Below are 19,890 nucleotides of genomic sequence, written 5' to 3' on the forward strand. Positions count from 1 at the left end.
GCAGGCGTATATGAGTATGACAGATAAGTTATTAAACGGTTTAAATCCACAGCAACAAAAAGCAGTACAAACAACGAATGGACCACTTCTATTAATGGCAGGTGCAGGTAGTGGTAAGACACGTGTGTTAACACATCGTATTGCGTATTTACTTGGTGAAAAAGGTGTAGCACCATGGAATGTACTAGCTATTACCTTCACAAATAAAGCAGCTCGTGAAATGCGTGAGCGTATTGATACACTTGTGGGACCAGAAGCAGAAGATATTTGGATTTCGACGTTTCACTCTATGTGTGTACGTATTTTACGACGCGATATCGATCGTATTGGTATTAATCGTAACTTTACAATCTTAGATTCAGGTGATCAGCTAACTGTAGTCAAAAAAATTATGAAAGAGCGCAATGTTGATCCGAAGAAATTTGAGCCGCGCTCTATTTTAGCGGGTATTAGTAATGCGAAAAATGAACTGTTATCTGCGGATAAATATGCAAAAAAAATTACAATGGCTGATCCATATGAAAAATTAACGAGCGATGTATACACAGAGTATCAAAAACGTCTTTTGAAAAATAATTCATTAGACTTTGATGATTTAATTATGACGACGATTCAGCTATTTGAACGTGTTCCAGAAGTATTAGAGTTTTATCAGCGTAAGTTCCAATATATTCATGTTGATGAGTATCAAGATACAAATAAAGCGCAATATCTTCTTGTTAAACATTTGGCAGCGCGTTTTAAAAATCTTTGCGTTGTGGGTGACTCTGACCAGTCTATTTATCGCTGGCGTGGTGCAGATATTTCTAACATTTTGTCATTCGAAAAAGACTATGAGAATGCACAAGTAATTCTGTTAGAACAAAACTATCGTTCGTCACAAAATATTTTAAATGCAGCGAATGCTGTTATTGAAAAAAATACGAATCGTAAGCCGAAGAAATTATGGACAGACAATCAAGTTGGAAGTAAAATCTCGTATTATCGTGCTGCAACTGAAAAGGACGAAGCGTATTTTGTTGCAAAAAAAATTCGTGACGATATTCAAATGGGGAAACGAAAATATACTGATTTTGCAGTGCTATATCGTACGAATGCTCAGTCTCGTATGGTCGAGGAGATTTTCCTTAAATCTAACATTCCGTATAAAATTGTCGGGGGTACGAAGTTCTACGATCGTAAAGAGATTAAAGATATTTTGGCGTACTTACGTTTAATCGGTAATCCAGATGATGAAATTAGTTTTGCACGTATTATAAATGTGCCAAAGCGTGGCATTGGTGCGACTTCTATCGATAAAATTATTAATTACGGTGTGCAAAATGGAATTTCATTAACTGCTGTATTTGATGAGATTGAGCATGTTGGAGTAAGTGCAAAAATTACAAAGGCAGTAAAAGAATTCGCGAATTTATTAAATAACTGGGTAAATATGCAAGAGTATTTATCTGTTACAGAATTAGTAGAAGAAGTTATTGAAAAAACAGGCTATCGCGATATGTTGAAAAATGAACGTTCTTTAGAAGCGGAAGGTCGTTTAGAAAACTTAGACGAGTTCTTATCTGTTACGCAAACATTTGAATCTCAAAGCGAAGATAAGAGCCTTGTTGCATTCTTAACAGATTTAGCACTTGTTGCTGATATTGATCGTGTAGATGAAGACCCAACTGCTGGTGAAGAAGTTATTTTAATGACGATGCACTCGGCGAAAGGATTAGAGTTCCCGGTTGTCTTTATTGTTGGCTTAGAGGAAGGGATATTCCCTCATACTCGTTCTCTTATGGAAGAGGATGAAATGCAAGAAGAACGTCGTCTTGCTTATGTAGGTATTACTCGTGCAGAAGAAGAGCTATATTTATCTAACGCGCAAATGCGTACATTATTTGGTAGAACAAGTATGAACGCTGCGTCTCGATTTATTACAGAAATACCGACAGAACTAGTGGAATCATTAAATGAAACAGCGCCGAAGCGTGAAACATCGTTTGGTACAAAAGGCAGAACGGCAAGTAGCGGCAAAACGACAATCACAACAGCAACACGCTCTCGTTCAGCTTTCGCGCGCCCTGCAGCTAAGACGACAGGTGGCGAACAAATTGGCTGGGCTGTAGGAGATAAAGCTTCCCACCAAAAATGGGGAGTCGGTACAGTTGTAAGTGTAAAAGGTGAAGGTGATGCAAAAGAATTAGATATTGCGTTCCCAAGCCCAATTGGTGTTAAACGTTTGTTAGCAAAATTTGCACCTGTGACGAAACAATAGGAAAGGAATGAGGATATGTCAAAAGAGATAGTAAAAAAACGTATAGAAGAATTACGTGACTTGTTAAATACATTTAACTATCAATATCACGTATTAGACAATCCTTCTGTTTCTGATGCGGAATATGACCGTAATATGCAGGAGCTTATAAAATTAGAAGCAGAGAACCCAGAGTTTATGAGTGAAGATTCTCCCTCCGTTCGCGTTGGGGGGACTGTTCTTGATATATTTGAAAAAGTAACACATAAGTCACCAATGTTAAGTTTAGGAAATGCATTTAACGAAGGAGATTTACGTGATTTCGACAGAAGAGTACGTCAAGGAATTGATGGTGCGAATGTAAGATATATATGTGAATTAAAAATTGACGGGCTTGCCGTTTCGCTTCATTATGAAAAAGGACGCTTCATTCAAGGGGCGACACGTGGTGATGGTGTAACGGGTGAAGATATTACTCAAAATTTAAAAACGATTAAAGCTATCCCACTTCGTTTAAATGAAGAAGTAACGTTAGAAGCACGAGGCGAAGCATATATGCCGAAGCGTTCATTCGTTAAACTAAATGAAGAAAAAGAGCAAAATGGAGAAGATGTATTTGCGAATCCGCGTAATGCAGCAGCAGGTTCAATACGTCAACTTGATCCGAAAATTGCAGCGAAGCGTAACTTATCTATGTTTGTGTATGGTCTTGCGAATGTAGAAGAAAAAACAATTTCATCACATGGTGAATCGCTGGATTTCTTAGGTGAACTTGGATTTAAGACAAATCCAAATCGCCGTACATGTGAAACAGTTGAAGAAGTTATAGCTTATGTAGAAGAATGGCAAGAAAAACGTCCGCATCTTGATTATGAGATTGATGGAATCGTTATAAAAGTAGATGATGTTGCCCTTCAAGAAAGTCTAGGAACTACAGCGAAGAGTCCAAGATGGGCGATTGCTTATAAATTCCCGGCTGAAGAAGTTGTAACGAGATTAACAGGCATTGAATTAAGTGTTGGCCGAACAGGGGTTGTAACACCGACTGCAGAACTAGAGCCAGTGAGAGTTGCTGGTACGATTGTTCGTCGTGCTTCTTTACATAACGAAGATTTAATTCGTGAAAAAGACATTCGAATTGGTGACTACGTTGTTGTGAAGAAGGCTGGAGATATTATTCCTGAAGTTGTGAACGTTATTTTTGATAAGCGTACTGGTGAGGAAGAAGAATACCGCATGCCAACTCATTGTCCAGCATGTGAGAGTGAACTTGTTCGTTTAGAAGAAGAAGTAGCACTTCGTTGTATAAATCCAACTTGTCCTGCTCAAATTCGAGAAGGGTTAATCCATTTCGTTTCAAGAAATGCAATGAATATTGATGGACTTGGAGAACGTGTCATTACACAACTCTTTGATGCTGATTACATTCGTACATTTGCTGATTTATATGCATTGACGAAAGAGCAATTATTACAGTTAGAACGTTTTGGTGAAAAATCAGCAACAAACTTAATACAAGCAATTGAAAATTCTAAAGAAAACTCGTTAGAGCGATTATTATTTGGTCTTGGAATTCGCCACGTTGGAGCGAAAGCAGCACGTACATTTGCAGAGCACTTTGAAACGATGGATGAGCTTGTAAAAGCAACGGAAGAAGAACTAAAAGCAATTAATGAAATTGGCGAAAAAATGGCTCAATCTGTTGTGACATATTTTGATAATGAAGATGTATTAGAGTTATTACAGCAGTTTAAAGAGTATGGCGTGAATATGACATACAAAGGTATAAAAATTGCAGATTTACAAAATGTTGAATCTTACTTCGCAGGAAAAACGGTTGTTTTAACAGGTAAGCTAGAAGTTATGGGACGAAGTGAAGCGAAGAAGAAGATTGAGGCATTAGGTGGAAAAGTAACAGGAAGTGTTAGTAAGAGTACGGATTTAGTTGTTGCAGGTGAAGCAGCTGGTTCGAAATTAGCACAAGCGGAGAAACATAATGTTGAGGTTTGGAATGAAGAGAGGTTCTTACAAGAGCTAAATAAGTAAGAGGTGCAAACTTACCATGAAAAAAATAGCATTAGCGGTATTAAGCCTTGGCCTACTTGTAAGTGGGTGTAGTGCAGGTGCCGACAAAGATGAAAAAGTGGCTGGGAAATCGGGGAAAGCAAAAGAACAATCAGTTGTTCCAAAATACGCTATTTCGGATGAATATTATAAGACGACTATTCCATTTGATGGTGGAAAGGCACGTGGTTTAGTGGTGCAAGGGTTAAATAGTCGCCTTGATATAGATGAATTTGAAACAGGATTAATGCGAATTGCAAAAGAATCATTTAGTACGAAAGATAATTTTTTAAAAGGCGGAAAAGCTCTAGATACTCAAACTATACAGATGCTTGTTAAAAGAAAACGTACAGATGCTGAACAAAAGGAACTAGAGGAAAAATTAAAAAAAGATGCAGTTAAATTTCCTAATATAGGATTAAATCCTGCATTAGGAACAGGATCCGAATCACTAGAAGTGAAAAATAAAAAAAATCCAATATATATTTCAAATATTTTAGAGCATGATTATTACGTGAAAAAAGGCGATAACGGCGAGGAACGTGTTGGTATGGTAGTTGGATTAGCGATGAATTCTGTTCAATATTTTAACGAAGAGCATGGTTACCCACGTGAAGCTGCAATCCCAGATGAAAAGATGTTAGCTGAAGGGAAAAAAATGGCGCAAGAAATTTTGAAAGTCATACATCAAAAAGAACCTGAAACAAAAAATATTCCGATAACATTTGCGATTTATCGCCAAGCTCCAAAGTCTTCGCTCGTGCCAGGTAATTTTGTTTCTTATGCAAATGTCGAAAAAGGTAGTGAAACGGTTGAAGATTGGAAACAAATTAATGAAAAATATTATTTGTTCCCATCAGAGCAAGCGAAAACAGATAATAAACGTGAAGATCTTGCAAGAGTATCCAACTTTAAGGCAAAACTAAGCGATTATTTCCAAGGCGACTATACAGCTGTTATTGGTACTGGTATGTATAGAGATGATGAATTAAGAGAAATGAAGCTTGATATTCCTGTCCAGTTTAATGGAAAAGCTGAAATAGTTGGTTTTACACAATATGTGGCAGGGCTTGTTATGGAATACTTCCCGAATTATATGAAAGTACAAGTAACGATTAAATCTGTAGAACGCCCAGAAGCTATTATTATACGTGAAGCAAAACAAGATGAACCACTTGTGAAAATTTTAGATTAAATATGAAGGCTGTTCCTCTATGGAACAGCTTTTTTTCTTATATAATTTTGTTATAATTTAAAATGTTGTAAAAAATAGGGGTAAGGGGTAAAGCTCATGGAAGAATTAAGTTTTCAAGTCATTATTTTATTAATTGCATTCGGTTTTTTAGCAGCTTTTATTGATTCCGTTGTTGGAGGAGGAGGGTTAATTTCGCTTCCTGCACTTATGTTTGTTGGCTTATCGCCAGCTTCGGCAATTGCAACGAATAAATTAGCGGCAACAATGGGGACGTTTACGAGTGCGATGTATTTCATTCGATCAGGAAAAGTTGATTTTAAAATTGTAGGAAAGTTAATCCCGTTAACTATTGTTGGAGCTGTTGCAGGTGCTTTAGTAGTAAAATTTATTCCATCGGATATTTTACGCCCATTAGTACTTGTAATGTTGGTATTTATTGCTATTTATATTATTGCAAAAAAGAATTGGGGAAGTGTGTCTACCTATAAGAAGATGACGCAAAGAAAAACATTAATATTTTTCTTTGCTATTTTAATGATAGGATTTTATGATGGTTTTTTTGGACCAGGGACAGGGTCGTTTTTAATTTTTGCATTTTTATTAATTGGCTTGGATTTTATTCAAGCGGCAGCATCTGGAAAACTTTTGAACTTTGTTAGTAATATTGTATCTTTAATTACTTTTTTATTTTTAGACATAATTCATTTTGAATACGGTATTATCATGGGATTATCAATGATCTTAGGTGCTTATTTTGGATCGAAGTTTGCGGTTCAAAAAGGTGTTGGATATGTAAGAACTTTATTTTTATTAGTTACTATATTATTGATTGGGAAAAATGTTTTGGAATATACTCATATTTTGTAGATTCATACGCATGTATGAATCTCTTTTTTTATTATATTTTAAAAATTTATTAATTTTTAAAATATAAGTCTAGGAATATTTGAATAAATCTAAATTATCGTGTAGAATAATGTTGTAAAATGTAAACGTTTTTCTAAGGGGAGGCTAAAAAAATGGTAGTAGCATACAAACATGAGCCATTTACAGATTTTTCAGTGGAGGCTAACAAATTAGCGTTTGAAGAAGGTTTAAAGAAAGTAGAATCTTATCTTGGACAAGACTATCCATTAATTATTGGGGGAGAAAAAATCACTACAGAAGACAAAATTGTTTCTGTAAACCCTGCAAATAAAGAGGAACTTGTTGGTCGTGTTTCAAAAGCAAGCCGTGAGTTAGCTGAAAAAGCAATGCAAGTAGCGGATGAAACATTCCAAACTTGGAGAAAATCAAAGCCAGAAATGCGTGCAGACATTTTATTCCGTGCTGCAGCAATCGTTCGTCGCAGAAAACATGAATTCTCTGCTATTCTTGTAAAAGAAGCAGGTAAGCCATGGAATGAGGCAGATGCTGATACAGCAGAAGCAATCGACTTTATGGAATATTATGGTCGTCAAATGTTAAAATTAAAAGACGGTATTCCAGTAGAAAGCCGTCCAATTGAATATAATCGTTTCTCTTACATTCCATTAGGAGTAGGTGTTATCATTTCTCCTTGGAACTTCCCATTCGCAATTATGGCAGGTATGACAACAGCTGCTTTAGTTTCTGGTAACACAGTATTACTAAAACCAGCTAGTACAACTCCTGTAGTAGCAGCGAAATTTATGGAAGTATTAGAAGAAGCTGGCTTACCAGCTGGCGTAGTAAACTTCGTTCCAGGTAACGGTTCTGAAGTTGGTGACTACTTAGTAGATCATCCTCGTACACGTTTCGTAAGCTTCACGGGATCTCGTGATGTAGGTATCCGTATCTACGAGCGTGCAGCGAAAGTAAACCCAGGACAAATTTGGTTAAAACGTGTTATCGCTGAAATGGGCGGTAAAGATACAATCGTTGTTGATAAAGAAGCAGATCTTGAATTAGCAGCTAAGTCTATCGTTGCATCAGCATTCGGATTCTCAGGACAAAAATGTTCTGCATGTTCTCGTGCAGTAATCCATGAAGATGTATACGATCACGTATTAAATCGTGCTGTTGAATTAACAAAAGAATTAAAAGTTGCTAACCCAGCAGTATTAGGTACAAACATGGGTCCTGTTAATGACCAAGCTGCATTTGATAAAGTAATGAGCTATGTTGCAATTGGTAAAGAAGAAGGTAGAATCTTAGCAGGTGGCGAAGGAGACGATTCTAAAGGCTGGTTCATCCAACCAACAATCGTTGCTGACGTTGCAGAAGATGCTCGCTTAATGAAAGAAGAAATCTTCGGACCAGTAGTAGCATTCTGTAAAGCGAAAGACTTTGATCATGCACTTGCAATTGCAAACAATACGGAATACGGTTTAACAGGTGCTGTTATTACTAACAACCGTGACCATATTGAAAAAGCACGCGAAGACTTCCACGTTGGTAACTTATACTTCAACCGTGGATGTACTGGTGCAATCGTAGGTTACCAACCATTCGGTGGCTTTAACATGTCTGGTACAGACTCTAAAGCTGGTGGACCTGATTACTTAGCACTTCACATGCAAGCAAAAACTACTTCTGAAACTTTATAAGAAATAGTAGAGGAGCTCTTCACAGAATGTGAAGAGCTCCTTTTAAAATTGAACCCCCATATATTACCGTCGTTCGAAGAGAATGAGCTAAAACCTATTAATAGCGTGATAAACATGTGAACAGAAATAAAATGATGAGAAAAGTTGACTTATTAGTCATATTTTTTAGTATTCATTTTGAGAATTTCCTGTATAATACAATTTGAAAGAAAATCTATGGTTCGACAAGGAACACTCCTTTCAGTTTTGCTCACTGAAAGGAGTGTTTTTTTATGTAGCTAAAAATTCTTGCGTGCTTATTACATTTGCATATACGCCATTTAAACTAGCTAAAATTGTATTGTGAATATAAACAGCTGGTATAGTAGCGTTCTTAAAAGAAAGGTCTTTTGTAGCACAAGCGTCATGTATAACGGTACATTGAAAGCCAAAATCGAATGCAGCCCTTACTGTTGCATCGATACACATATGAGTCATCATCCCGCATACAACGACATGTTCAATATTTAAACGTTTTAATTGCTCTAGAAGATTAGTTTCTCGGAAGCTATTTGGATAATGTTTGACTATAACTGTTTCTTCTCTAAGTGGACGTACGCTTTCATGAATATGTACACCTTCTGTATTAGGTAGGAAAAAAGTAGCGTCATCTTTTATAGCTACGTGTTGGATATGAAAAATAGGTTCGCTGTTTGTTCTAAAGTGTTGTAATAACTGATTAGCATATTCGCTTGCTTCTACTGGATTACGCAATTCCATCTTTCCATTTGGAAAATAATCGTTTTGAATATCGACGAGTAAAAGAGCTGTTTTCATATATTTATCTTCCTCCGAGTTTCATATTCAAATAAATTTATTCAATTCGTAGAGAGGATTCTCCTGTTTAAAAATATGAGGAAGAAGAATTTTAAATAACCTTGAAAGTTACTATTTTTCAGATGAATATTCATCTGAAAATTTTAATAAAGGAATAATTAATATTTTTCTAAAAAATGTATTGACTCTTATTATTCTGAGTTCTATAATGAGAATTAATTAAACGACAATTAAATCGATACATTCTTATCCAGAGAGGTGGAGGGACTGGCCCTACGATACCTCAGCAACGGGTTTTTTAATACCGTGCTAACTCCAGCAAGCCATATAAAGGCTTGGAAGATGAGAAGATGTGAACGAGTACATATAAGTGCTCTCCTTCTTATCTTTATGGTTGATAAGAAGGAGGGCACTTTTTATTTTACCTCGAAAGCTCTGCTTCAAGTTTTTACAGCATATAGGAGGGAAAAAAATGATTTCTTTTAACAATGTAAGTAAAGTGTATGAATCAGCTGGCCAATCTGTTCATGCGGTGGAGGATGTAACATTATCAGTTGAGAAAGGCGAAATTTTTGGCATTATCGGTTTTAGTGGCGCTGGAAAGAGTACGTTATTACGCTTAGTAAATATGTTAGAGAGACCGACGGCAGGAACGATTTCAATAGATGATAAAGATATTACATCATTATCGACGAAAGAATTACGTAAACTGAGACAAAGAATTGGAATGATTTTTCAAAGTTTTAATTTATTTAATTCAAGAACAGTATTTGGAAATATTGCTTATCCATTAAAGTTAGCGAAAGTACCAAAGAATGAGATAAAAAAAAGAGTAAATGAACTGCTGAAGTTTGTAGGGTTAGAAGATAAAGCAAACTATTACCCAGAGCAGCTATCAGGTGGACAAAAGCAGCGTGTGGGCATTGCTAGAGCACTTGCGACATCGCCAGATATTCTTATATGTGATGAGGCAACATCAGCCTTAGATCCAGAAACAACGACAGAAATTCTAAACTTATTAAAGAAAGTAAATCGAGAATACAATTTAACAATTCTTCTTATTACACATGAAATGCATGTTGTGAAAGAAATTTGTCACCGTGTAGCTGTAATGGAGAAGGGAAAAGTTATTGAAGAAGGAAAACTGTTTGATGTTTTCACACAACCAAAAACAAAGACGACTCAAAACTTTGTACGTTCTGTCATTAATGATCATTTACCGGAAAGTGTTCTAGCGAAAATTCAAAATGGTGGTCAAATTTATCGTCTAACATTTACTGGTGAGGAGACAGGACAGCCGGTACTATCATATATCGCAAAAAACTATAACGTCGATGTAAATGTACTGTACGGAAATATTATTGAACTTCAAAATGTGCTATTTGGAAATCTTCTTGTAGAGTTGCAAGGTGAGCAGAGGGAAATTCAAAAAGCATTACAACATCTAAGACTGCAAGTGCAGCTGAAGGAGGTAGAAGCTCATGCGAGTTGATTGGAGTATATTTTGGCCGCGTATACTAGATGCGACGGGGGATACCCTCTTAATGGTAATTGTAACCCTTATATTTGCTACAATTCTGGGTATACCTCTAGGTTTACTTTTATATGTAACGAGAAAAGGAAACTTTTTAGAAAATAAATGGGTCTTTTCTATTCTTAACATCATAATTAATACAATTCGTCCGGTACCATTCATTATCTTTTTAGTAGCCTTAAGTCCACTAACAAGAAGTGTTATCGGAACGACGATTGGAACAGCAGCGGCAATTTTCCCGATGACGTTAGTCGCATCAATTGGTATTGCTAGAATGGTTGAAACAAACCTTGTTTCCGTTCCGAAAGGAGTAATTGAAGCAGCGCAAGCAATGGGCGCCTCGCCAATTAGAATTGTTTTTGAAATCCTTGTACCAGAAGCGTTAGCACCATTAATCTTAGGTGTCACATTTATGACAGTTGGTTTAATTGAATTCTCTGCAGTTGCTGGGCTTGTCGGTGGTGGCGGTCTTGGTGACTTGGCAATGACATATGGTTATCAACGTTTTGATACATCAGTTATGTTCGTAACGGTCGTGTTACTTATCATTCTCGTACAGATAGCTCAAAATTTAGGAAACTACTTTGCGAAAGTCTTGTTACGCAGATCATAAAAAGGAAGAGAGGAAAAGAAAATGAAGAAAATTTTAGCATTTGCATTATCAGCGATTGTAGGAGTCTCAGCATTAAGCGGCTGCTCAAGTGGAGACACGGGTGCAGGAGCGAAAGAAAAAGTAGTTCGCGTCGGTGTAACTGGAACGGATGGAGACGCTTGGGAAATTTTGAAGAAAAAAGCTGAAAAAGAAGGGATTAAGATTAAACTGGTGGAGTTCTCTGATTACACAACGCCAAATAAAGCGTTAGCTGATGGAGATATTGAATTAAACTCATTCCAGCATATTGCTTTCTTAGAGCAATTTAAAAAAGAGCATAAGTTAGATATTACAGCTGTTGGTACAACGCAAATTGCGCCAATGGGTTTATACTCTGAAAAATATAAGAAAGCAAATGAAATCCCAGATGGTTCAGAAATTGCAATTCCAAACGATCCAACGAACCAAGCACGGGCATTAAAACTTCTTGATGCAGCTGGATTATTAAAGCTTAAAAAAGACTTTGGTCTATTTGGAGATCCAAGTGGTATTGCTGAAAATCCGAAGAAATTAAAAATTACACCGGTTATCGCACAGCAAACACCTCGTGTGTTAAAAGATGTAGCGGCATCAGTTATTAATAACGGTGTTGCTGGTCAAGCTGGATTAGATCCAGCTAAGGATCCTATTTTCTTAGAAGATCCAAAGAATGCAAATGCGAAGCCATATATTAATATTTTTGCAGCTCGTACGAAAGATAAAGATGATCCAACATTGAAAAAAGTAATTGAACTATATCATTCAAAAGAAGTAACAGACGCAATTAAGAAAGAAACAAATGATGGTTCCATTTCAGTAGATCTTTCACTTGATGAGCTTGAAAAAATCGTAAAATAATCATTGGGTTTAATGGACTAACAGAAGGAACCCCTCCGCTGTTAGTTCGTTCAACATATAAACTTAACAAACAAACCCTAATTCTGTACCTTCCAATTTTGTATAACATAGAATCCAATGTTTGTTAAGTAGAGTGATAGACCAGGAGTTTTCCTGGTCTTTTTTTATGAATGAAAGTAGCTAGCGAACAGTAAGGTAATCCAAATTATAATGGGATAAGAAAATAAGCTGAAAAGGAGTGTAATTACGAATTGCTTTGGATGAATTAAGTGTTTTTTTGATAAAAAAAAGAAAATAGAAAAGAGAGTAATGAAAAATGCTGATATTACGCCGGGGTTATAGGAGCGATAAATGAAAAACAAAATAATATGTTGAACAGAGTTGAAGAAGATGGCCCCTTGTATAAAAATAATCCAGCATATAGAAGACAAGAAGTTAAGTTGATATAGAAAGACGATAAGTAATACAAAGATTGTTAATACGGAAATGGCAATGAAAAATTGTTGGCTAGTTATAAGACGGATTGAAAATTGATTAGCAAGGTATTGTGGCATTTGGAAAGCTTCTTCAAGGTTATGAATGAAAAATAATAAGGGAATGATCCAGAATATAGTAGTGGGATGTTTTTTCATCAATTTACATCACTCCAATAAAGTATAGAAAGCCTAAAAAAGGCCCTCTATACAGAGATAGTTATTCAATTATGATATTTTTTAAATTAACTTCATGATGCTCTTGTTCTTTCGGATAAGCAGCTAGTTCCTCTTGTAAAATATTTAATATTTGCTTAGCTGAATGCTGGATGGGATTAGGTAGCTCTTCTAATATATGCATCCCGACTTTTACTTTTGTACGAATTACCCTTCGTAGTAATTCCTCATGCATGTACTACACCTCCAAACCGAATATTTAGTACATCTTCTTCAAATTTTGCTCCTTGAATAGAAAGGTGTGTTAATGTTTTTGGTAACGTGATGTTCCGTTTAACAGAACCAGCTCGAATAATAAGTTCATCACCTTTTTGATTTAAGGAAAGTTCACTTTTGTTTGAGAAGGGAATGGACAGAACGAAAATATACTCATCGCCATCCTTTTTTACATATTGAGTGCGCCCGTTAAATTTCACTTCTGTAGGGGAATGATCAGTTTTAAATAAAGAATCTCCTACACGTTCTAACATAGACAAACCAACAACTTCTTGTTCAAACATTGGAGCTTCGTAAATAGGAAGGGGTTGAAAACTATCTTTAATTAATGTTTTATATTTCTTCTGTGTATCTTTCCATGCCTGAAAATAAGGATCGGTGACAGTGTTAGGGATGACGCGGTTAATCATAATGGCATCTACGTTATAATCGTATAAATTCAAATAAGTAAAGCTGCGCTGGGCTTCTTTAATGACCATTTTTTCAGGATTTACAACGATGCGGATACTTGTTACTTCTCGATTTGATAAAATATCTCTCATTTCTCCGAGCTGTTCAAGTGTACTTGTTAATTCGTCCATAATATCGTCGGTTGGAAGAGGGACACCAAGGAGTGGTTGAGCTACAGGACGAACGACTTTTAAAACTTTTCTTTTAATAGGAAATAATTTTTCCATCCACCAGCCGAGCATGTCTGGAAAGCTTAGCATTGCTAATGTTTCTCCTGTTGGAGCACAATCAATGATAATAACATCATATGTGTTTTGTTTATAATAATCGAGTACGCGAAGTAGGCTAATTAAATCTTCCATACCAGGAAACATCGTTAACTCTTCTGTTGTAATATCATCAGCTGCTTTGGAAGTGAAGAGTAGTGTAATATATTTCTGTAATTTTCCCCAGCCTTTTTCCATTTCATAAATCGTATTAATTTCTTGTGCCCACAAATTTTCACGAATTTCTAGTGGTTCAGAAGATAGCCTTATACCAAATGAATCTCCTAAACTATGAGCAGGATCTGTGCTCATTACTAATGTTTTTAATCCTTGTTTCGCACTTTGAATTGCTGTTGCTGCTGAAATGCTAGTTTTTCCTACGCCGCCTTTACCTGTATACAAGATAATTCTCATCATTCATATCCCCTTTGTTTCGAATGTCGAATATTACGAGTGTCGAAGTAAATGATTGAATAAAAACCCAGATAGGGTTTTATTCAATCGGAATGTTTTTCATTTTAGGTGTAGAAATCTTTTCTTCTGTTTTTCGCTGTGACGTAGCGATGTGATTCATGATTTTTTGGAAGATTTGTAGTAAGAATGCTTTTTCTTCTTCTGATAATGCTTCTGTTACTAAGCTAAAGTAATGGGCCGCATTTTGTTTTACTTCTTGAACGAGCATTACGCCGTTTTCTGTTAACCGAATTAATACAATACGTCGGTCATTTTCATCACGGTAGCGTTCAATATATCCCTTTTTTACAAGGCGATTTACAACGCCCGTTGTTGTACTCATCGGTATATCAAGAAGATCAGCAATTTTCGTCATTGTAATATCTGTATTTCGTTCCATCCAAAGTAAACAAAATACTTCTGTTTTAGAAAGTGTTAAATCTAGGCTTACCCATTCTTCAGGATAGAAAAGTTTCTTGGCGTTATCTAGCAGTAAGTCTAAAAAATGTTCATATTGCAACAATTAATTCCACTCCCGTATATTTCGAGGTTCGTAATATTTATTTTTATTTTATGTAGAATAGAAATAATTGTCAATGATTTTAATTGTTTTTTCAGATTAGGCAGAAAACTTTCTTTAAAATAGTATTCTTTTATGGTAGATTTATAAATATAAAACTAGAATTTACATAAAAATCCATCATGGTAAATATACTTATCTATAATGGGTATACAGCTAACGAGGGGGAGAACGATGAGAAGACGTAATACGCAAGCGTTCACGTTTTTAGCATGGACTTCATTTGTTTGTGCGCTTTCAGGTATGCTAATTGGGATTTATACGTTAGATGAAACGCTTAGTGTAAAAGGATACTATTTAATTGGAACATTATTTTTAACGATGTCTTGTTTTGTATTACAAAAAACAATTCGTGATAATGAAGAAGATAACGAGAGATTTCCGAAAAATAAAACGTTAGATAAAGAGTAAATTGTAAAGAAAGGCATTTGCCTTTCTTTTTTTATGTAAAAATGGCGTAAGTACTCTGTGTTGACTTGCTTGAAGTACTGAAAATTTGGTATCATCAATAGTATTGTAGATTGAACGATATATTATGGAGGTGGCCTAGCCGTGTCAAGAATTTCCGTTGAGAATGTAAAGCACGTAGCACATTTAGCACGTCTTGCAATTACTGATCAAGAAGCAGAAAAATTTCAAAAACAACTAGATGCAATTGTTACATTTGCAGAACAGTTAAATGAATTAGATACAACAGATGTAAAACCAACAACTCATGTATTAACTATGAAAAATGTTATGCGTGAAGATGTACCAGAAAAAGGTTTACCAGTTGAAGAAGTATTAAAAAATGCACCGGATCACAAAGATAATCAAATCCGTGTTCCAGCAGTATTAGAATAGAGGAGGGGAATTTCGATGTCATTATTTGATCATTCAGTATCAGAGTTACATAAGAAGTTAAACAACAAAGAAATTTCCGTTACGGATTTAGTAGAAGAATCTTACAAACGTATTGCGGATGTTGAAGATAACGTAAAAGCTTTTCTTACATTAGATGAAGAAAATGCACGCGCAAAAGCGAAAGAATTAGATGCAAAAATCGGCGCTGAAGATAATGGTTTATTATTCGGTATGCCAATTGGTGTAAAAGATAACATTGTAACTAACGGCCTTCGTACAACTTGTGCGAGCAAAATGCTAGCAAACTTCGATCCAATTTATGATGCGACAGTTGTGCAAAAGCTAAAAGCTGCTGACACGATTACAATCGGTAAATTAAACATGGACGAGTTTGCAATGGGTTCTTCAAATGAAAACTCAGGATTCTACGCTACGAAAAACCCATGGAACTTAGATTACGTTCCGGGCGGATCTAGTGGTGGTTCTGCAGCAGCTGTAGCAGCAGGAGAAGTACTATTCTCTCTAGGTTCTGATACGGGTGGTTCTATCCGTCAGCCAGCTGCATATTGCGGTGTTGTAGGTTTAAAACCAACTTACGGACGCGTATCTCGTTACGGATTAGTAGCATTCGCATCTTCACTTGACCAAATCGGACCGATTACACGTACAGTCGAAGACAATGCATACTTATTACAAGCTATTTCAGGTATTGACCGCATGGATGCAACTTCTGCAAACGTTGAAGTTGGAAACTATTTAGCTGGTTTAACAGGCGATGTTAAAGGTTTACGCATTGCTGTACCGAAAGAATACTTAGGCGAAGGTGTTGGCGAAGAAGCTCGTGAGTCAGTACTAGCTGCTTTAAAAGTATTAGAAGGTATGGGCGCAACTTGGGAGGAAGTATCTCTTCCACACTCTAAATACGCTCTAGCAACGTATTACTTACTATCTTCTTCTGAAGCATCTGCGAACCTTTCACGCTTTGATGGCGTGCGTTACGGTGTTCGTTCTGATAATGTAAATAACTTATTAGATCTTTACAAAAACACACGTAGTGAAGGTTTCGGTGATGAAGTTAAACGTCGTATTATGCTTGGTACTTTTGCACTTAGCTCTGGTTACTATGATGCATATTACAAGAAAGCACAACAAGTACGTACATTAATTAAAAACGACTTTGAAAATGTATTTGCTAACTATGATGTTATTATTGGACCAACAACGCCAACTCCGGCATTTAAAGTGGGCGAAAAAGTTGATGATCCAATGACAATGTATGCAAATGACATTTTAACAATCCCAGTAAACTTAGCGGGTGTTCCAGCGATTTCTGTTCCATGTGGATTCGGTGCTAACAACATGCCACTTGGTCTACAAATCATTGGTAAACACTTCGATGAAGCGACAATTTACCGCGTTGCACATGCGTTTGAGCAAGCAACAGACTATCATACAAAAAAAGCAAGTCTGTAAGGAGGCGAGCATAGATGAATTTAGAAACAATTATTGGTTTAGAGGTTCACGTTGAGTTAAAAACAAATTCGAAAATTTTCTCTGCGAGTCCAACAGAATTCGGAGCGGAGCCAAATACACAAACAAGTGTAATTGACTTAGGATACCCAGGGGTACTTCCTACTTTAAATAAAGAAGCAGTTAACTTTGCAATGAAAGCTGCAATGGCATTAAACTGTGAAATCGCAACGGAAACGAAGTTTGACCGTAAAAACTATTTCTATCCAGATAACCCGAAAGCTTACCAAATCTCTCAATTTGATAAGCCAATTGGTGAAAATGGTTGGATTGAAATCGAAGTAGACGGTAAAAAGAAACGTATCGGTATTACACGTCTTCATTTAGAAGAAGATGCTGGTAAATCAACGCATACAGCTGATGGTTCATTAGTAGACTACAACCGTCAAGGTATGCCTTTAATCGAGATCGTATCTGAGCCAGATATGCGTACGCCAGAAGAAGCATATGCATACTTAGAGAAGTTAAAATCAATCATTCAATACACTGGTGTATCTGATTGTAAGATGGAAGAAGGTTCCTTACGTTGTGATGCGAACATTTCTCTTCGTCCAGTTGGACAAGAGAAGTTCGGTACAAAAGCGGAACTGAAAAACTTAAACTCATTCACTTACGTACAAAAAGGTCTTGAGCATGAGCAAGTGCGCCAAGAAAAAGAACTGTTATCTGGTGGCATCATCCAACAAGAAACACGTCGTTATGATGAAGCAACGAAGAAAACAATCTTAATGCGTGTGAAAGAAGGATCTGACGATTACCGTTACTTCCCGGAGCCAGACTTAGTTGAACTTTACATCGATGATGAGTGGAAAGAAGCAGTTCGAGCTTCTATTCCAGAACTTCCAGATGCACGTAAAGCTCGCTACGTTGCAGAACTAGGCTTACCAGCTTATGATGCACACGTGTTAACATTAACGAAAGAAATGTCTGATTTCTTTGAAGCAACTGTTGCAGACGGTGCTGATGCGAAATTAACATCGAACTGGTTAATGGGTGAAGTACTTGCATACTTAAACAAACAACAAAAAGAATTAAAAGACGTTGCATTAACGCCTGCTGGTTTATCTAAAATGGTTCAATTAATTGAAAAAGGTACAATTTCTTCTAAAATCGCGAAGAAAGTATTTAATGAATTAATTGAAAAAGGTGGAGACCCAGAAGAAATCGTTAAAGCGAAAGGTCTTGTTCAAATTTCTGACGAGGGTACACTTCGTAAAGTTGTAACAGAAATTCTTGATAATAATGAGCAATCTATCGAAGACTTTAAAAACGGTAAAGACCGTGCAATTGGCTTCTTAGTTGGTCAAATTATGAAAGCTACAAAAGGACAAGCAAATCCACCGCTTGTTAACAAAATCTTACTTGAAGAGATTAATAAGCGATAATAGTAGTGACTTTTAAAGATTAAGCAGAAAAACACCCGTACATGGGTGTTTTTCTAGGTTAATCAAACGTTTGTTTAAATGAGACAAAATCGTTTAAACAAACGTTTGATTAACTGTCAAAAGTGGAAAAATGTTTGTATAGCAACTATGGTATGATAGTTGCAAAAAGGTGGGAATAATGATAAATCTAAACATAGAGGTTTTTTTCATCTCATGAAATAATAGATAGTTATTATTCGTTATATGTAAATTTTTATGGAAGAATGGATAGAAATAAAGTGAAACTTTAATCAGTAGGAGGTTCATCCACCATTGATTATTAGCCCTCACCAATCGGGCATTTACTGCCCGCAAATAGCGGGATAAATTTTGGAGTCAAATAAAAAACCATTGAAATGAATATTTACTTTTGATGGACTACACGAATCGGGTTCTTACTGCCTGTTTGAGCGGGATAAAAGAAGGATAGCAAGATGAGAGGAGGTAGGCATGGGAATACTGAATAGAAGTTCAGTATGTTCTTTTTCGATATATAAAGAAATTTCCTGTGCTAATAAATGATGAAGCGAGCAAGAATTATTTATAATCCTACTTCTGGGCGTGAGCTATTTAAGAAGAGCTTACCAGAAGTATTACAAAAATTAGAACAAGCTGGCTATGAGACATCTTGTCATGCGACAACGGGTCCTGGAGACGCTACTGTGGCGGCGAGACAAGCTGCGGATCGTAAGTTTGATGTTGTTATTGCGGCTGGTGGCGACGGTACATTAAATGAAGTAGTAAACGGTTTAGTTGGGCATGAATTCCGTCCGAAATTTGGAATTATTCCAGTTGGAACGACAAATGACTTTGCACGTGCAATTGGTGTACCTCGTTCTATTGAAGAGGCAGCAGATATTATTTGCGAAGGAAAAACAGTGCCATTAGACCTTGGTAGAGCGAACGATACATATTTTATTAACATCGCTGGTGGCGGTCGTATTACAGAATTAACATACGAAGTACCGAGTAAGTTAAAGACAGTATTAGGACAACTTGCTTATTACCTAAAAGGTATCGAGATGTTACCATCATTGCATCCGACATATGTTGAAATTGAGTATGATGGAAAGTTACTACAAGAAGAAATTACGATGTTTTTAATTACGAATACTCGTTCAGTAGGTGGATTTGAAAAGGTAGCACCGTATGCATCTATTAACGATGGGTTATTTGACCTATTAGTACTGAAAAAAGGTTCTATCGCTGATTTAATTAAAGCAGCAACACAAGCACAACGTGGTGAACATATTAATAATCCAAAAGTGTTATATACACAAGCGAACCGAATTAAAGTACATTCACCAGATAAACTAATGATTAATTTAGATGGTGAGTATGGTGGAGATGCACCGATGGAATTCGAAAATATATATCATTGTTTAGAACTATTTGTTCCTGAACATCAAGAGGATGCCCTGTAAAGGCATCCTTTTTACTTTGTTAAAATGAATTGTAAATTGGGAGTTAGTTTGATTTTTATGGTATTTTTACAATTCTTTTATTTTACATCC

Annotated in this window: 17 protein-coding genes, 1 pseudogene and 1 riboswitch; of the genes and pseudogenes, 13 read left to right on the plus strand and 5 right to left on the minus strand. The window is 36.2% G+C overall.

What is annotated here, in order from left to right; genetic code table 11:
- The first annotated feature begins 10 nt into the window (after positions 1 to 10).
- The 5 genes from pcrA (at position 11) to pruA (ending at position 8,065) form a co-directional block, all read left to right on the plus strand.
- A complete protein-coding gene (gene pcrA / locus MKY21_RS01750) occupies positions 11 to 2,260 on the plus strand; it encodes a DNA helicase PcrA (protein ID WP_002100669.1) in 2,250 nt (749 codons plus the stop codon).
- A gap of 15 nt (positions 2,261 to 2,275) precedes the next feature.
- Positions 2,276 to 4,285 (plus strand): NAD-dependent DNA ligase LigA, encoded by a 2,010-nt coding sequence (ligA, locus tag MKY21_RS01755; RefSeq protein WP_341075296.1) that lies wholly within the window; start codon positions 2,276 to 2,278, stop codon positions 4,283 to 4,285.
- 16 nt (positions 4,286 to 4,301) lie between these two features.
- A complete protein-coding gene (locus MKY21_RS01760; protein WP_000717034.1) occupies positions 4,302 to 5,498 on the plus strand; it encodes a CamS family sex pheromone protein in 1,197 nt (398 codons plus the stop codon).
- Between the two features lie 96 nt (positions 5,499 to 5,594).
- On the plus strand, positions 5,595 to 6,365 hold the full coding sequence (locus MKY21_RS01765) for a TSUP family transporter (RefSeq protein WP_000391975.1): 771 nt from the start codon (positions 5,595 to 5,597) through the stop codon (positions 6,363 to 6,365).
- A gap of 152 nt (positions 6,366 to 6,517) precedes the next feature.
- Positions 6,518 to 8,065 carry an L-glutamate gamma-semialdehyde dehydrogenase gene (pruA, locus tag MKY21_RS01770; protein ID WP_000259552.1) on the plus strand — a complete coding sequence of 516 codons (1,548 nt, stop codon included), beginning with the start codon at positions 6,518 to 6,520 and terminating at the stop codon, positions 8,063 to 8,065.
- A 250-nt stretch (positions 8,066 to 8,315) separates the two neighbouring features.
- Here the strand turns inward: pruA and MKY21_RS01775 are convergent.
- A pseudogene (locus tag MKY21_RS01775) lies at positions 8,316 to 8,881 on the minus strand (cysteine hydrolase family protein).
- 243 nt (positions 8,882 to 9,124) lie between these two features.
- Positions 9,125 to 9,230: riboswitch (SAM riboswitch) on the plus strand.
- A 123-nt stretch (positions 9,231 to 9,353) separates the two neighbouring features.
- On the opposite strand from MKY21_RS01775, the gene MKY21_RS01780 reads away from it, so the two are divergent.
- Genes MKY21_RS01780 through MKY21_RS01790 form a run of 3 tightly spaced genes read left to right on the plus strand, consistent with a single transcriptional unit; the run spans position 9,354 to position 11,904 of the window.
- Positions 9,354 to 10,373: a methionine ABC transporter ATP-binding protein gene (locus tag MKY21_RS01780; protein WP_000622972.1), complete on the plus strand. Its 1,020-nt coding sequence runs from the start codon at positions 9,354 to 9,356 to the stop codon at positions 10,371 to 10,373.
- Entirely contained in the window at positions 10,363 to 11,028 is a 666-nt protein-coding gene (locus MKY21_RS01785) for a methionine ABC transporter permease (RefSeq protein ID WP_001261865.1), read from the plus strand. Before MKY21_RS01780 ends, MKY21_RS01785 begins: the two co-directional genes overlap by 11 nt.
- 21 nt (positions 11,029 to 11,049) lie before the next feature.
- Positions 11,050 to 11,904 (plus strand): MetQ/NlpA family ABC transporter substrate-binding protein, encoded by an 855-nt coding sequence (locus MKY21_RS01790; RefSeq protein WP_000721593.1) that lies wholly within the window; start codon positions 11,050 to 11,052, stop codon positions 11,902 to 11,904.
- A 164-nt stretch (positions 11,905 to 12,068) separates the two neighbouring features.
- On the opposite strand, the gene MKY21_RS01795 is transcribed toward MKY21_RS01790, so the two are convergent.
- The 4 genes from MKY21_RS01795 to MKY21_RS01810 all read right to left on the minus strand — a co-directional run bounded on the left by MKY21_RS01795 (position 12,069) and on the right by MKY21_RS01810 (position 14,522).
- Positions 12,069 to 12,536, minus strand: coding sequence for an HXXEE domain-containing protein (locus tag MKY21_RS01795; RefSeq protein WP_016117075.1), 468 nt, complete (start codon positions 12,534 to 12,536; stop codon positions 12,069 to 12,071).
- Between the two features lie 61 nt (positions 12,537 to 12,597).
- On the minus strand, positions 12,598 to 12,789 hold the full coding sequence (locus MKY21_RS01800; RefSeq protein WP_000544104.1) for a DUF3926 domain-containing protein: 192 nt from the start codon (positions 12,787 to 12,789) through the stop codon (positions 12,598 to 12,600).
- On the minus strand, positions 12,782 to 13,963 hold the full coding sequence (locus MKY21_RS01805) for an ArsA family ATPase (RefSeq protein ID WP_016117076.1): 1,182 nt from the start codon (positions 13,961 to 13,963) through the stop codon (positions 12,782 to 12,784). The genes MKY21_RS01800 and MKY21_RS01805 overlap by 8 nt, the downstream gene beginning before the upstream one ends.
- A 76-nt stretch (positions 13,964 to 14,039) precedes the next feature.
- Positions 14,040 to 14,522, minus strand: coding sequence for a MarR family winged helix-turn-helix transcriptional regulator (locus MKY21_RS01810; RefSeq protein ID WP_000942484.1), 483 nt, complete (start codon positions 14,520 to 14,522; stop codon positions 14,040 to 14,042).
- A 231-nt stretch (positions 14,523 to 14,753) separates the two neighbouring features.
- Here MKY21_RS01810 and MKY21_RS01815 point away from each other — a divergent pair, with 231 nt between their 5' ends.
- The 5 genes from MKY21_RS01815 (at position 14,754) to MKY21_RS01835 (ending at position 19,800) form a co-directional block, all read left to right on the plus strand.
- Positions 14,754 to 14,990 (plus strand): YiaA/YiaB family inner membrane protein, encoded by a 237-nt coding sequence (locus tag MKY21_RS01815; RefSeq protein WP_001254395.1) that lies wholly within the window; start codon positions 14,754 to 14,756, stop codon positions 14,988 to 14,990.
- 141 nt (positions 14,991 to 15,131) lie between these two features.
- The gene (gene gatC, locus MKY21_RS01820; protein ID WP_000086999.1) at positions 15,132 to 15,422 is read left to right on the plus strand and encodes an Asp-tRNA(Asn)/Glu-tRNA(Gln) amidotransferase subunit GatC; all 291 of its coding nucleotides are present in this window, start codon (positions 15,132 to 15,134) and stop codon (positions 15,420 to 15,422) included.
- Positions 15,423 to 15,437: 15 nt separating this feature from the next.
- Positions 15,438 to 16,895: an Asp-tRNA(Asn)/Glu-tRNA(Gln) amidotransferase subunit GatA gene (gatA, locus tag MKY21_RS01825; protein ID WP_000051441.1), complete on the plus strand. Its 1,458-nt coding sequence runs from the start codon at positions 15,438 to 15,440 to the stop codon at positions 16,893 to 16,895.
- Between the two features lie 14 nt (positions 16,896 to 16,909).
- Positions 16,910 to 18,337 carry an Asp-tRNA(Asn)/Glu-tRNA(Gln) amidotransferase subunit GatB gene (gatB, locus tag MKY21_RS01830; RefSeq protein WP_001047685.1) on the plus strand — a complete coding sequence of 476 codons (1,428 nt, stop codon included), beginning with the start codon at positions 16,910 to 16,912 and terminating at the stop codon, positions 18,335 to 18,337.
- Positions 18,338 to 18,894: 557 nt separating this feature from the next.
- Positions 18,895 to 19,800: a diacylglycerol kinase gene (locus tag MKY21_RS01835; protein ID WP_000977679.1), complete on the plus strand. Its 906-nt coding sequence runs from the start codon at positions 18,895 to 18,897 to the stop codon at positions 19,798 to 19,800.
- The last annotated feature ends 90 nt before the right edge of the window (positions 19,801 to 19,890 follow it).

This window comes from Bacillus sp. FSL R9-9497, from assembly GCF_038005805.1.
GTDB classification, from domain to species: Bacteria; Bacillota; Bacilli; order Bacillales; family Bacillaceae_G; genus Bacillus_A; species Bacillus_A cereus.